At 35.8% G+C, this 14,313-nt stretch carries 8 protein-coding genes; all 8 read right to left on the bottom strand.

What is annotated here, in order from left to right; genetic code table 11:
• Positions 1 to 32: 32 nt before the first annotated feature.
• The 8 genes from MR062_RS01950 to MR062_RS01915 all read right to left on the bottom strand — a co-directional run bounded on the left by MR062_RS01950 (position 33) and on the right by MR062_RS01915 (position 13,990).
• The gene (locus MR062_RS01950; RefSeq protein WP_242202378.1) at positions 33 to 479 is read right to left on the bottom strand and encodes a protein-disulfide reductase DsbD domain-containing protein; all 447 of its coding nucleotides are present in this window, start codon (positions 477 to 479) and stop codon (positions 33 to 35) included.
• 181 nt (positions 480 to 660) lie between these two features.
• Entirely contained in the window at positions 661 to 3,468 is a 2,808-nt protein-coding gene (locus tag MR062_RS01945; protein WP_242202377.1) for a M16 family metallopeptidase, read from the bottom strand.
• Between the two features lie 430 nt (positions 3,469 to 3,898).
• Positions 3,899 to 5,281 carry a TlpA family protein disulfide reductase gene (locus MR062_RS01940; RefSeq protein ID WP_242202376.1) on the bottom strand — a complete coding sequence of 461 codons (1,383 nt, stop codon included), beginning with the start codon at positions 5,279 to 5,281 and terminating at the stop codon, positions 3,899 to 3,901.
• Positions 5,282 to 5,325: 44 nt separating this feature from the next.
• The gene (locus tag MR062_RS01935) at positions 5,326 to 6,540 is read right to left on the bottom strand and encodes a TlpA disulfide reductase family protein (protein WP_242202375.1); all 1,215 of its coding nucleotides are present in this window, start codon (positions 6,538 to 6,540) and stop codon (positions 5,326 to 5,328) included.
• Between the two features lie 130 nt (positions 6,541 to 6,670).
• Positions 6,671 to 7,636: a hypothetical protein gene (locus MR062_RS01930; RefSeq protein ID WP_242202373.1), complete on the bottom strand. Its 966-nt coding sequence runs from the start codon at positions 7,634 to 7,636 to the stop codon at positions 6,671 to 6,673.
• Between the two features lie 62 nt (positions 7,637 to 7,698).
• The gene (locus tag MR062_RS01925) at positions 7,699 to 9,129 is read right to left on the bottom strand and encodes a RagB/SusD family nutrient uptake outer membrane protein (RefSeq protein WP_242202372.1); all 1,431 of its coding nucleotides are present in this window, start codon (positions 9,127 to 9,129) and stop codon (positions 7,699 to 7,701) included.
• An 11-nt stretch (positions 9,130 to 9,140) separates the two neighbouring features.
• Positions 9,141 to 12,617 carry a SusC/RagA family TonB-linked outer membrane protein gene (locus MR062_RS01920; protein WP_242202371.1) on the bottom strand — a complete coding sequence of 1,159 codons (3,477 nt, stop codon included), beginning with the start codon at positions 12,615 to 12,617 and terminating at the stop codon, positions 9,141 to 9,143.
• Positions 12,618 to 12,826: 209 nt separating this feature from the next.
• Positions 12,827 to 13,990, bottom strand: a complete 1,164-nt coding sequence (locus MR062_RS01915) for a FecR family protein (RefSeq protein WP_242202369.1) — start codon at positions 13,988 to 13,990, stop codon at positions 12,827 to 12,829.
• Between the last annotated feature and the right edge of the window lie 323 nt (positions 13,991 to 14,313).

The raw sequence follows: 14,313 nt of genomic DNA, 5'->3' as shown, positions 1-14,313 counted from the left end.
TCTTTGTTTTGGTTGGCTTATTTAATAACCCATTACTTTATATTGAATACTAAATCTACTTCGGTAGGTGGTAAACACTGTGTGTCGTTGCATACCATATACTCCACAACGCCTTTAACCTTAAAAGCGTCTTTGGTCTTTAACTTGATACGTTGCTTAAAATCGGCTTTTTTACCAAAATATTTAATTCGCATATCAAAAACCTTATCATCTACTGTATGTCCTTCGCCTTCTTTAGTATTTCCTTTTTTTAGATAATTTTTACTGCTCTCGTAAGTAAAGGTTGTTGGTATTGGCCCATCTTCTGGCACGGTTTGGGAGTATAAATGCCATTGGCCATCAATAGTTGCCGTGGCTATTAGTTCGTATTCTGTATCCGATATTTTCTCTACAGCGGTAGACCACTTAACGGGGTTATGAATTTGTGCTATGGCATTAACGCTTAAACTTAAAAACAGTATTATAATTATTTTTTTCACACGTTTAAATTTTTATGATTCATTTGTATTCGTTTCATAAACTACAAATGTATTGGTTTAATATTTATAAAGGAAGGGTTACTTGGGTAGTGTAACCCTTCCAAAACTTCTTCTCTTAATTTTGAGTGACTAATTCAAATATATTGCTTATGAGGAAAAGTTTAGTGTAAGAAGTACGCTTTTATTTTTTTGGTTTAACAATAATTTCATAAGTCTTTGCTCCATTCAATACTTTAGCGGTAAACGCTTTTAGCTGTTCTGCCGTAATATTATTAACAATGTTTTCAAAGTTTTCGGGGGCATCTATATTATAGCCCTCACGATAAAAGGTGGTTAACAAATTCATGTCGTAACTATTGAAACCAACCTCTTGCTGTCTTTCTTTTAAATAATTGGTAGTCGTTTTATCGAGGTCTACCTGACTAATATCACCTTCTGCAATTTTTTTCAGTTCGTTATGAACGATTGAAGCTAACTTTTCTACCTTATCGGGGTTACAATCAAAACCTACATTAATAAAGGCTTCTTGTTTGGGACGCTTTGAAATACGAGCATATGCCCCTGCTCCGTAAGTACCGCCTTCTTCTTCCCTTAAGGTTTCTGTATATCTTAATGTTAAGATATCTCCCAAAGTTCTGGCCAATAACTTATTTTTTAAATTATACTCGATGGTATTCTTGTAAGCTATTTTTACTGTACTCTTTGGATCTTCCATGGTTAAGTACACATCTTTATCGATGTTATCCTTAACCCAATTCACCGAATTATCCAGCCACTCCTCAGTAGTTTCATTTGTTGGAATACTGGCAATATACTTTTCCAATAAAGGCTTTAACTGTGCTTCTGTAACATCACCTACAATAAAAAATTCAAAATCGGCCGCATTGTTAAAGCGCTGTTTATAGATTGTTTGAATCTTATCGAAATTAATTTCGCTAGCATATGCTTTAGTAAACAAACGATGCTTTGGATTGTTTTTGCCATATAACGCTACGGTTACACTATCTGCTATTTTTGAATTGATGTTTTTTGATTTTCTAATAATATAACTATCTATCTGCCCTTGAAACACCTTAAATGCATCTTCATCGAATCGTGGTTTTACAAATCGTAAGTAAACCATTTGCAACATGGTTTCCACATCTTTTGTGACCGATGACCCACTAACGATTTCACTAAGTCCCGAAATTTTCACACTAGTAGAGGCTGTTTTTCCCGCTAACACTTTACTTAAATCGACAGCAGAATAATCTCCAAGTCCAGATTCTTGTGCAATAGCACTGGCATATTCTGCCGATGGCAAATCTTCATCTTTAACCAAGGACAGCCCACCATAACTCAATGCGCTTAACTTAACATCGTTTTTATTTTTATCGGCAAACTTATAGTGTACCGTTATACCATTACTTAATTTATAGGTCGTAGCGCCTATGGCTTCATTTTTATCTTCGGAAACTATACTACCTGCGGTTATATCGATATTTGAAATTAATGTTTTTCCTGCGAAACCATCGGTATAAGGTTCAAGGCTTGCATCGTTTTCCACCGTTTTTATAATACGAACAGCGTCTTCTTCTGATAGATTATTATTTCCTTCAACACCTACAACACTTACATATCTGTTTTTTGAAGTATACAAAGCCTTCATTCTGTCATGTAATGCTTCTTCGCTTAATGTTTCAAACAAAGATTTAACGATGTTGTATTCGTCTTCAATAGCTGTCATTGCCTCGTTATCCAAATAGTTTTGTTGCATGGTCTGTACCAAGGCACCATGACTACGATCGTCCTGCTTGGCTATTTGGTTCTCATAATAGTTCTTAAACTGCACAACGGTGCGATCGATCTCTTCTTTAGTAAAGCCAAATTTTACGGCACGATTTACTTCTTCTAAAGTCACTTTAAAAGCCTCGTGTTGTTTATTGGGCTTAGGGGAAATGTTTACACTAAAGGCATTGGCTGTCCTTGTGTTTTTGCGGTAACTAATCCATACGCCTAAAAATGGCGCGTCTGGTTTTTGGGTAAGCTCTTTTATTCTTGACGACAACATGCTTGTTATCATGTTATTTAACAATGATTCTTTTAGGTCGGCTACGGTTTGATCTTTCAAGGATTTGGGGTGTCTAATATTAAAGCCTATGCTAGATGTGGTCACTTCCTCATCCATGGCCATAGTATACAGCATCTCGTTATTATCTGGTATATATACAATGGTGCGCTCCTTCGGGTTTTCTACAGCAGAAATGTCTGAAAACAAATCTTTTATCTTTTGTTCAATAAGGTTCACATCTACATCGCCTACAATAGCTATAGCCTGTAAATCGGTTCTGTACCAATCGTGATAAAAATCGCGTAAGGCCTTATATTCAAAGTTTTCGACTACATCCATTAAACCTATGGGCATACGCTCGGCATATTTGGTATTGTTAAACAAAACCGGCAACTGCTTCTTAAATATTCTCATGCGGCCAGACTGTCTTGTACGCCATTCTTCTTTAATGACACCACGCTCTGCATCGATTTCCTCATCTGTAAGCAACAGATAATTGGACCAATCGTGAAGCACCAATAAACAGGTATCGATTAACTCTGGGGTTGTTGGTATATGGTTCATATTATAAACCGTTTCGTCGAAAGAGGTATAGGCATTAATATCTTTTCCAAAAACGGCACCATGCTTTTGAAGGGTATTTAAAATGCCTTTGCCTTCAAAATTTTCAGTTCCATTAAACGCCATATGCTCCAGAAAGTGAGCCAACCCTTGTTGATCTTCATTTTCCAATACCGAACCTGCATTTTGAATGATATAGTAACTGGCTGCATCTTTTACCACATCGGTGCTTTGAATATAGTAGGTCATGCCATTAGACAGTACACCTTTCTTAATTTTAGCATCAGCAGGCAACTTATCATTTAGATTAAGGGGTTGTGCAAAGCCAGCATGTAAGCCTAAGAATAAAACTGTTAATACTACAAGTGCTTTTTTCATACGTTTATTTTTATTGTTTTTTAATATGCCGATATAACTTTTAATAATTAAACCAAACCTATTGGTTTCATGTATTCATTTCAATTAAGCTCGTTTTTTTATAGTAAAACGCAAAAACAACAAATAAGGGTAATTAAATTCTGTTAGTATTTCGTTAGTCACTTTTACAGTTGCCAATAACTTCCCTTTTTTGTATTCTTTATGTATAGACTACAAAACTGGCTAAAACCCCTAGCCTAAATTAAATTTTATGATAATTTTATGATTCTAAAACAATCACCAATTTAAAATCAAACCTTTACTGTACCAATACATCTATATTTTAGTGGTGCAAAGTATTTAATGCCGAAAAGGTGTCTATAGGGAATATTCCTTATTTTTTTGGTGTTCTAAATTCTAAGGTTCTTATTGTTTCCCTAAGATTAATGTATTACAGATTTAGCGACTCCAATAAAGCTTTTAGTTGGTCTTCTGAAGGTCTAGGCGCATTGGCCGTAACAATGTTCCCTTCTGGATCCAGCAAAATAAATCGGGGAATACCTTTGATATAATAATCTTGAATAAACTGGGATTTGAATGCATTATCTGCCAACAATTGAATGCCTCCCAATTCTTTATCGGCTACCATTTTTTTCCATTTATCGCGATGTTTGGTTACATCTAGAGAAATGCTAACAAATTCAATATTCTTGTCATGGTATAGGGATTCAACCTTTTTCAGATGTGGTATTTCTGCTTTGCATGGCCCACACCACGTTGCCCAAACATCTATATAAATATATTTGCCCTTAAGATCGTCGAGCGATGTTGTGCCTCCGTTATAATTTTCATAGTCCATAAATTTTGGAGAAGGACTTCCTGCAGCCACTTTTTTCAAAGCCATGTAGCTTTCATTTACTCCATTTAAGAATTCTTTGTCTGTACAGCCTTTAACAACTTCTGCATAGTAAGCATCTAAACTTGATGTATAGGTTATTCCATATTCGGCCTTTTTCCGAAATAAAATATTTTTAATGCTTTGATCTGTTAATGTATTATACACCTTTAAAAGTGCTACATCTTTTTCTATACCTTCTGTCTCCGCTATTTTTTTGGCCTCTTTTTCACAATGGCTACTTACCAGGGAATTAAATGAGGGTGAAAACATAAAATCTTCTCTATTATTATAATCTAGACCGTCAAGCTCCTTCAAAAAACCTTCTGTTGCTTTAAAATCTGGGGTTTTGGTATAATAGGCATGATTGCTTTCATAATTACTAAGTTTCCTCAGGTAAGTATATTTAATATTTCTTTTCTCTTTTTCTTTATAGCTACTTGGTAGATTTTTTGTGTTTTCAAGTAATTCCAACGATGCCAATTGTATTTCGTTTTGTTTCAATTTAAAATCGGATTCATTTAACTTATAAACATTATCAGTATCTTCCAGCATTTCTCGTTCTTTCTTTCGTTTTGAAAACATATAGTTGTTGATTTCGGCACCTTTACCTGTAAAATTCACCGTTTCATATATATTCTTATGATCAAAAGTTAACGTAACATCATGCCCTGGCTCTAAATACATATATAATAGATGCCCTCCATCATAAATCATAAAATTATCCAGCTCTTCTATTTTTATGGTATCCATGAATACCCCTTCACTATCTACACCTATTTTCTTTCTAAAAAAAGGCCTAATAAGACTGGATAACTGCAAGCTATCCATTTTCTTATTGGTTATGGTTCCTTTAATTATGGCATAATCTTTTTGGGGCTCGGTAGTACAAGATGCCACAATAAAGACTATAACGAATGTATAAAGTAGTATTTTCATGCGCTTAAATTTTAAGAAATAGTTGATATTGAAATATTGAATAGCTATGATTGGGTGAAGATCCCATCTAACATTTTATACATATCAACCTTATCTGGATTCTTAGAACTATATATAATTTTACCTTCTGGGTCTAATAATATTTTTGTTGGAAACGAATTAACATTAAACGGAACCAACAGGTTATTCTCTTTTGTGGTTTGGATATGAGTCCAATTATACTGGTTTTCTTCAATAACTTTTTTCCATCTAGCCATTGTATCGCCCTGATTAACACCTACAACTACAAAGTTTTTATCTGAATACTTATTATAATATTCCTTTATTTTAGGCATCTCTCCCATACATGGTCCACACCAGGTTCCCCAATAATCCAGTAACACATAATTCCCTCTTAAATCTGACAATTTAAATTCTGAACCGTCAACTGTATTTTTTGTAATAAGTTCGGGAGCATGCATACCAATACCAGTCTTATCAACTGCTTCCAACCTATTTTTAACCTCTTCATAAAATGGCGTACCAGATAAGGTGGCAATATCAAAACCATCAAACAATTGCTTGGCTTGATCATGGGTAAAAGATTTACGATAATAAGCATCACTAAAAACATATGATGCCGCAATAGATTTTGGATGTGCCTTAATAAATTCAAGCTTCAATTCCTTAACCTTACTATAAAGTTCGCTTCGCTCTTTTTTTAGTTGTTCAGATTCTTCTTCGCCTAAATCATTATTTGTACTTAAAGCAACCGTTATTGAATCTGTTTTATTAATTAAAGGAAATATCTGCTTATTAATTTTAGCTAAATCGTCATTAATTCCATTTTGATCTGATGGATATGCATTTACCATAAAATCGTCAACTCTTCCTGAATATGTTATTTCTGCACCTGGGTAACCTATAAACCACATTCTACACATCTGTGCTTTAACGGAAACTTTGTACTCCTTACCGCCTGCATTAATTGTATAGCTTCTTAGCGCTTCTGGCACAGTAATAAAGTACAACTTATAATCGCTAACCGAGTCCTTGAATGTAAACTTTTGATCTTTTACCCAAAGTGTATCCCTTCGGTACCCATCGGTATAACTTTCATCTTTTTCATAATACACAAGATAATCGGCTTCTAAGTTTTCTAGATGTGCATTTAGGGTAAACGTTTTTGGTGTTTCTTCTGCCTTTACACTATTTTTATCTTGCTTACAATTAAGCATTAGAATGGCTGACAGCAATAATAAGGTGCCTTTATAATTCATAATCTGGATGTTTTTTAATGGAATACCAAAATGGAGCTAAAGGTTGCCCCATCTTGGTATAGAGCTATTAATCTAGTTATTTACTTCTTGAGCACTTGGCCAAGATTTTTTAATTAGCTTAGAAAAGCTATTAATTGGTATGAATGTTAGCTGGCCAATCCTGCCCATCTGTTCTGGTAAGCGTAAATGTCCCATATTCATCATAGCCAGCAGAATAATAGTAACTAAAATCGATGGTTAACGTAGGCCCATTAACCTCAACAATATCCCATTTTTGATCATACCTTCCATCAATTTCAACTAAACCAGAGTCGTAATCATAATAAAGCGTTCCTGCACTCCCATAATAATAATCTGCGGTTAAGTGACTCACATCATACACCGTAAAGAAACCAGGTTTTAAAGTCATGGTCATGGTTCCAGTTTGTCCAACACTTATTCTTCCATATCTTTCCGCATTAGCTGTGGCGGCAATCCACTCATAATTAAAAGTACCTTCCCAAATGGCAGGAGCTACGTCAACAACGTTTGTTCCCATACCATAAGTACAGTTAAAATCAAAACAATCTGTTCTTGAGTCTACAACATTTCCATCTTTTCCAGTAATTACCCATTTAAATTCAAAGAAATCATCTGTAGTTACTTGTCCATTATGGTTTGCTGAAAAGTCACTTTTAAAAAGGTCTTCCAATTTATCTTTGGATATGGAAAGTACAAAGGAGTCTGAAGGATTAGCTATGCTTTCATATAGTTTACCTTGTTCGCCACCTAAGTATTTATAGGTCTCTCCATTTTTTTCCTCGGCAAAGGCATAGATATCAATTTTACTGATTTCCGATGCTGAAGCACCTCCCAGTTCAACAGATATATCAAAATCCACATTTGTTGTATGCCAATATTCTTGTCCGGTTGGTCCAGCTTCAACATAATACTCAAAAGTATTAAGATCATCTACAGCAGGCGTAAATTTAAGTGTCGCATAATCTGCCCATGTAGCGTCGTAAGCATCGGGCATTCTAACAGCTTCTTCTTCCTCACAAGATTGGAATACGGGAAGCAACAACAAGCCTATATAAAACAAAATTATTTTTTTCATCTCTATATGTTTTTTTAAGTTCATACTCTATAAATCGTATAAAGCCTTTGAACCTTGGTTAATTAATTTAAGTTTGGATTTTGATCCCTAACCGACTGTGCAATCTTTACCACGTAGCCATCGTCTCCCGGATTTAACTCAATAGTATTTCCAGTTTCTGGGTCAATACGCGTAAAGGTTGGAACGATATCGCCATATACATAGTATCGTTTTTGGTCATATAGGTTTAGGGACGTTCCTGCCAGTTCCTTTCGCCTTTCATTCTTTACTATTTGTAAGGTCGTTGCATCGTCTGTATGGGTTAATGGAGCAAAGGTTGACATCCTGTTTTCCAATAATGTATTCAACACCGTAATGGCTCCTGGCCCATCTCCTGTACGTGCTTTAGCCTCGGCATTGGTCAATATTAACCTGGGCACACTCAAGCCATTGCAACGCTCTGAGTTTGCGTACATGTATATATAGTTTGGCGATACATCCACTCCCGTGCTTGAGGTTTGTGTTGCAAACAAATACCACCTTCTGTCGTTGTCCTTATCATACAGTGCTTCCAATTCTGGAGCGTACAGATGAAATGGATTGTTAAAAGACCAATAATTGTATCGGTTCCATATATTCTCTTTATTAAGTGTACCAGAATACCATAGGCTCCCGTTGTTGTAACCAGACCAAGGGTTAGATGGATTACTAAAGTCTATAGTATTGTAATCGTACAGAAAATTATACATGCTTAAAGCTATATTGGAATTATCCACCGCTTGGTCGAAGTCGCCCATATACAGGTTAATTTCGGCAATCAAGGCGTATATAGAAGCCCTACCGGGTCTAAAATTAGCATAGGAATTGATGGCCTGATAATTATCGTCCAACAAGCTAAGCGCTTCATATAGGTCTGCCAGCATTTGTTGGTATACCTCCCCAAGGCTAGAGCGCCCTAACTGGGCCTGTAAATCGACCGTCAATGGCATGGCCACTCCTGGCATGTCCGGATTTGCAGGGTCATAATGGTGTGCGTATTCATTAACCACCATAAAGTATTCGAAGGCTCTTTGCGCCAGGGCCTCGGCCTTAAGAATGTTTCGCTTTGATGGGTCAAAATTCCCTGGCTCTACACCATCCACGGCTTCCAAAATATAGTTCATGGTGTGGATATAAAAGTAAAAGTCGTTATAGTCATTATCGGATACTCCAGCTGGAAATATGTCATGCTTCCAGGTGTATGCATTGACATCTTTGGAACTACTGGTTATCGTGGTAAAACTGGCATCGTTATGGTACACATCTGGATCCATATAGCGCACATTGGTTCCTACTGAGCGTAGTATGGCATAATTTTGTAACAACTTGTCATAATCTTCCAAGGTTGACGGAATGATATAACCTGTTGGCTCAACATCTAAAAACTCATCGGGGTTTTGGCATGCCGATAGTGTCAAAAATGTTAGCAATAAATATATATATCTTGTTTTCATCGTATTTCGCTTTGTTTTCATAGTCTTACTTTTTAAAATGATGCTCTTAAGCCTAAAGTATAACGTGTTAAATTAGTATAAGCCTCACTGTTTGGAGCAAGTGGATCTACTCCTAAATCGTTGGCCACCCAAAGGAAAGGATTGGTAACCTGCATGCTTAAACGCAAGCTTTTGAAAAACGTTTTATCCAAAAACTTTTTTGGCATGGTATAACCCAAAATAACATCCTGCACCCTTATGTAGTCCCCTTTATGGATATTTCGCTTAGACTGGCTCCATATACGGTGCATACGGGAAGTTAATGATCTGCTAATTAGCGCCGGCACATCTGTATTTGCTTCGTCCCCTGGCTGCATCCAGCGCTTGGCCCATTCTTTATGTACCCTAATATTACCAAAATCATAGTTATAGTTATTATAGGTACCGAATCCGGTTGATGCATAATTATATGACATTCTAAATACGTAGTCTGCTTGGTAGTTCATGTTTACCGTAAGGTCTAGCCCTTTGTATTTTAAGGTAGTAGATAAACCTCCATAATGCTTAGGTGTCCTAATGCCCGCATATTTCATTTCTTCGGGCATTATAGTTCCATCGTTCCATAGTTTTTTGTTACCGTCCAAATCGTAAAGTAACACCTCACCATTGCTATCCAAACCAGCAAAATTATAAGCGTAGAAAGATCCTATTCCATCGCCTTCAACATAAGTATTTCCAGATGACAGACCATCGGCTGTTGGATTACTTTCAATCAATGATTTGGTTAACGTGTTCTTATTATAATTGAAATTGGTCCTTATCGACCAGTTAAAATCTTTGGTACGGATAAGGTCTGCATTTAATAGCAGTTCAACTCCTTTATTTTCTATGTTCGCATAATTAACAGAAGATCGAGTAAAACCCACTGTAGGATCTAAAGGTCTTGAGGTATAAACATCACTACTCTTTTTAATATAATAATCAACACTACCAGACAATCTATTATTAAAAAAGGCAAAATCAAGAGCCAAATTGGTGGTGGCTGCCTCCTCCCATTTTAAATCATGATTAGCCGGTTGGCTTAAGTACAAACTATTATATCTATTTCCCGATGTAATATTTCTAATGCGTGCAGTGGCTTCTGGATATACCCCAGTTAGACTATTGCCCCCCAATCCGTAAGTTGCTCTAAGTTTTAGACGATTTATCCAGCCTGCATCCGCCAAAAAGGATTCTTTATCTACATCCCATGCCGCTCCAACAGACCATAACGGTTTATATCTAAAATTTCGGTTACTACCAAAAACATTGGCTTGGTCAATTCTAAAACTACCATTAAGGGTATACTTTGCTTTAAAGGTATATCCTAAATTAGAAAAGACGCTTACAAATCGATTGTCTTGGTTTCTTACATTAAAAACTAGTCTATCGTAATAATCAGCAAATCTTCCTCCGGTCCAGTTAGTTAACCTATAGCCCACCAAAGCTGCCTCATCTATAGGCAAATAAGATGTAGCCCCCTTATCATAACCAAATTGTCTATTCCTTAAAGATTCATTAAACCTTCTGGAATATTCGCCCCCAGCAAATACGGTTAATTGATGGTCTCCCCACATTTTGTCCCAATTGACGGTGTTCTTAAACACCCATCCTTTTGAATAGGAACGTTCCTGTAAATACTCCGAACCTGGAGGTATCCCGTATTGAAAGTTTCCGGTATCTGAATCAAATACATAATAATCATTTACGGTATTGCGCCATGATGGCATGCTCATGGACTTAAAGGCATCCAAATCGTTGGTATTACGTTCGTATCTAAAAGAACTACTTACCACTAAACCTTTAAGTACCTCTATATCCAATTTAAAATCGGCTCTTATGTCAACAAGTGTACTACTATTATCAATATTCCGTTGCTCTTCCAACGCATTGTATGTATAGGGTACTCCTAATTGCGCTTCCCGGTCTTGGGACATCCATGGATTCCAATGGTAATATTTTTGAATGTATTGCCCATTTTCATCAACCAATTGGTCATAGGGCTGGGCCAGTTTAACCATTTCTATAGGATTTGCAAAACCAAACCGTGCCGTTAAATAATTATCTTTTTCCTTTCTTAAGGCGGCGGTCATTCCTGTGGTAAAAGATATTTTGTCATTAAAGTCGTAGGTGTTGCGAATATTCATGGTGATACGGTCATTGTCATCCCCATTCACCTGTCCCGATTGATCTACATAAGATAATGAAGCAAAGAAAGCATTTTGCTCACCACCACCTGAAAGGGACAAGTTATATGTTTTTTGCAAGGCACTTCTTAAAAAGTATTTATCCCAGTCTTTATCAATGTCTCTTTGTTTAAGTTCATTAATGTAGTTATCAAATGTATTTTGCGACCATACGATACCATCTGGTGAGAGTCCGCTCCTGTAAATATGGGCCATATGGAAATCATTGATACTTCTAGTTCCATTCTCTAATCCATTGATACTAACCCAACCCCTATCAATATATTCTTGATCTAATGCAATTTCTTGTGCAGTAGTCATGAAATTAAGATCTTTTAGGTCTACTCTTTCTTCCATTGTCACAAAGGTTGAAAGGTCCACCGTTAAAGGTTTATTTTTTCCACCTCGTTTAGTAACAATAACGACAACACCATTGGCTGCTCTTGATCCCCAAATGGATGACGCTGATGCATCTTTTAAAACCGTAACCGTTTCAACATCTTCCGGGTTAATAGATTCAAGATTATACTGATCTGCCAAAGGAAATCCATCTACCACAATAAGCGGGTTAGCATTTGCGCTTAAAATAGAGCCTCTTCCCCTAATCTCAAAGGTACCACCAAATGCCGGGCTAGAGTTTAAACCAGCGGTTTGTCCAAAAATACGATCTATTATATTGATGCTACTTGGACGTTGTTGTATCTGGGCTGCTCCAACTTGTACAAAGGACCCAGCTGTTCTTTCTTTAGAAAGTGTTTGGTAACCTGTAACCACAACTTCTTGCAAAGTATTAACTTCTTCATTTAAGGTTACATTCACATTAGAAAAATAAGACAAATCGGCAACGGTTATTGATTTTGATTGAAAGCCGACAAAAGAAAACACTAGTGTGGCATTCTTGGCTACCGATATAGTATACTCCCCTGTAAAGTTTGAGGACACACCATTTCTGGTACCTTTCTCCAAAATAGTTACTCCTGGAAGCTCAAGACCATTAGCGTCAAACACTTTACCGGTTATGGTTACCTTATCTTGAACCACTCCTTCGGTAAGTTCATTTTTCTTTATTAAAATGGTATTATCCTCATAGAGTTCAAACTCAAGATTGCTATTCTGCAAACTTTTCTCCAAAAGGCTCATGATTAAGATTTCTCCTTTTTTTAAATGTATACTAGGCGCGTTCTTAAACAATCTCTTAGGAAAAATAAAATGGTAATTGGTTTGCTGCTGAATAATTCTAAACACTTCATCGACAGGAGCAAACTGTTCTTGATCGATAAATACTTTTTCTTGTGAAAACGACATTTCAGTTGTGAAACTAAACGCAGTTGCGCACATTAGGAAAACAATCATTCTCAAAATCAATAGCTGTAGCCATTTTCGAATGAGACAACGGAGGTTAGTAAATTTAATTTTCATAAATTTCATTGAGTTAGTTAGACAATTATTTAATTAATACATACAAGGGGGAGGAAGTCGTTACACGGCCAAGAGTTACACTTCACTCCCCTTTTTTATTTTATCGTTATTATTTTATCATTAAATTCATAACTATTTATAATATCTAAGTCCTTTAAATTTTCAAGGATACTTTCAATCTTTTCATTTTTCCCCAAAACCCCTACAAAAGACTCTTTTTCAACATCTTTATTTTTAAAAACAACTTCAAAATCGTACCACCTTGATAACACTTCCATAATTTCTTTTAAAGACTTGTTATTAAAACTAAACACGCCATTTTTCCATGATACCTCATAAAAAACATCGGCTTCTTTAAATGAAATTATATTGGTTGTTCTATCCAGAACAGATTGCTGGTTGGGCAATAAAACATGGTCTCGCCCTTGATACTTAATGTTCACCTTGCCCTCTACTAAAGTGGTGGTAACATGAGACTCATTATTATAAGCCTTAACATTGAACTGCGTTCCAAGCACCTCTATTCCATAATTGTTATTGGTCACCATAAATCTATCGCCCTTATGTTGGGTACTAGGCGACACCTCGAAATAGGCTTCACCATATAACAATTCTACATGGCGTGTTTTTCCAGAGATAAAATCAACAGGATATTTTAGTTTAGATTCTGAATTTAACCAAACCTGTGTTCCATCTGAAAGTTTTACAAAAAACTGACCTCCACTGGGAATGGTTAAATAATTATAAGCTATTTCTGCTTTTTCTGAACCTGCACTAGCATAAACTAATTCTTCACCATTACTTACTAGATTATCTAACATAAATTGCTCTCCTTTTTGCAGGATGATATTGGAGCCATCTTCTGTTGTTAAAATGGCCTTATTGGTACCATTATCTATACTCGTATTTACAATAGACTTATTAGTAAAAATATGTTGTGCATTATCATTCTTTAATAAGATGTAAAATCCAATAAAAAGCAAAATTGAAGCTGCCGCACTATACTTAACAAGTTTGCGTAAGGAAATTACTTTAGGTTTTATGCTCTTCTCATCATCTTTAATGACCTCCAGAATATTAACCAACATACGCTTCTTAATAATATTTTCTGGCCCTAGCGCCTCAACCCATTCGTTTTCCTTTTGAAAACTCTCGTAGTAGTTAATTAGCAACCTTAACTCATCTGCCGTGGTTTCGCCTGCTAAATACCTTTCTATTAGCTTTTTAAAAAATTTCTTATTTGTTTCTGAATTATTCATTAAACTTTTTATAATGCTGCTATACCCCTTAAGTGTGCAAAAAAGAGGGTACCCCCTAAAAAAAAATTAAAAAATTTAAAATTTATTATTTACCACATAAGCAAACACCCATATTTACTAGGGAAAGCACATATATTATTTTGAAAAAATTAATCGAATTAAAATAAATAGGAGCACTTATGAAGCACCATAATTTATACATGTTGATTAGCTGTTTAAAGCCAACCTAGTTGACGTATAATCCCTTGGTTCAAGTCTCTTGCTATTTTCTTTACATAAATTTAGAAAAAGAAGTATTTATGTGGATATCTAGATTTAAAGTT

This window comes from Aestuariivivens insulae, assembly GCF_022662195.1.
Taxonomy (GTDB): Bacteria; Bacteroidota; Bacteroidia; order Flavobacteriales; family Flavobacteriaceae; genus Aestuariivivens; species Aestuariivivens insulae.
This window is presented reverse-complemented; position numbering and strand designations above follow the sequence as displayed.

What these genes read in the sequence shown, in the direction of transcription:
- MR062_RS01945 (WP_242202377.1), bottom strand. Translation starts at nt 3,468, where the DNA reads ATGAAAAAAGCACTTGTAGTATTAACAGTTTTATTCTTAGGCTTACAT.
- MR062_RS01940 (WP_242202376.1), bottom strand. Translation starts at nt 5,281, where the DNA reads ATGAAAATACTACTTTATACATTCGTTATAGTCTTTATTGTGGCATCT.
- MR062_RS01935 (WP_242202375.1), bottom strand. Translation starts at nt 6,540, where the DNA reads ATGAATTATAAAGGCACCTTATTATTGCTGTCAGCCATTCTAATGCTT.
- MR062_RS01930 (WP_242202373.1), bottom strand. Translation starts at nt 7,636, where the DNA reads ATGAAAAAAATAATTTTGTTTTATATAGGCTTGTTGTTGCTTCCCGTA.
- MR062_RS01925 (WP_242202372.1), bottom strand. Translation starts at nt 9,129, where the DNA reads ATGAAAACAAAGCGAAATACGATGAAAACAAGATATATATATTTATTG.
- MR062_RS01920 (WP_242202371.1), bottom strand. Translation starts at nt 12,617, where the DNA reads ATGTCGTTTTCACAAGAAAAAGTATTTATCGATCAAGAACAGTTTGCT.
- MR062_RS01915 (WP_242202369.1), bottom strand. Translation starts at nt 13,990, where the DNA reads ATGAATAATTCAGAAACAAATAAGAAATTTTTTAAAAAGCTAATAGAA.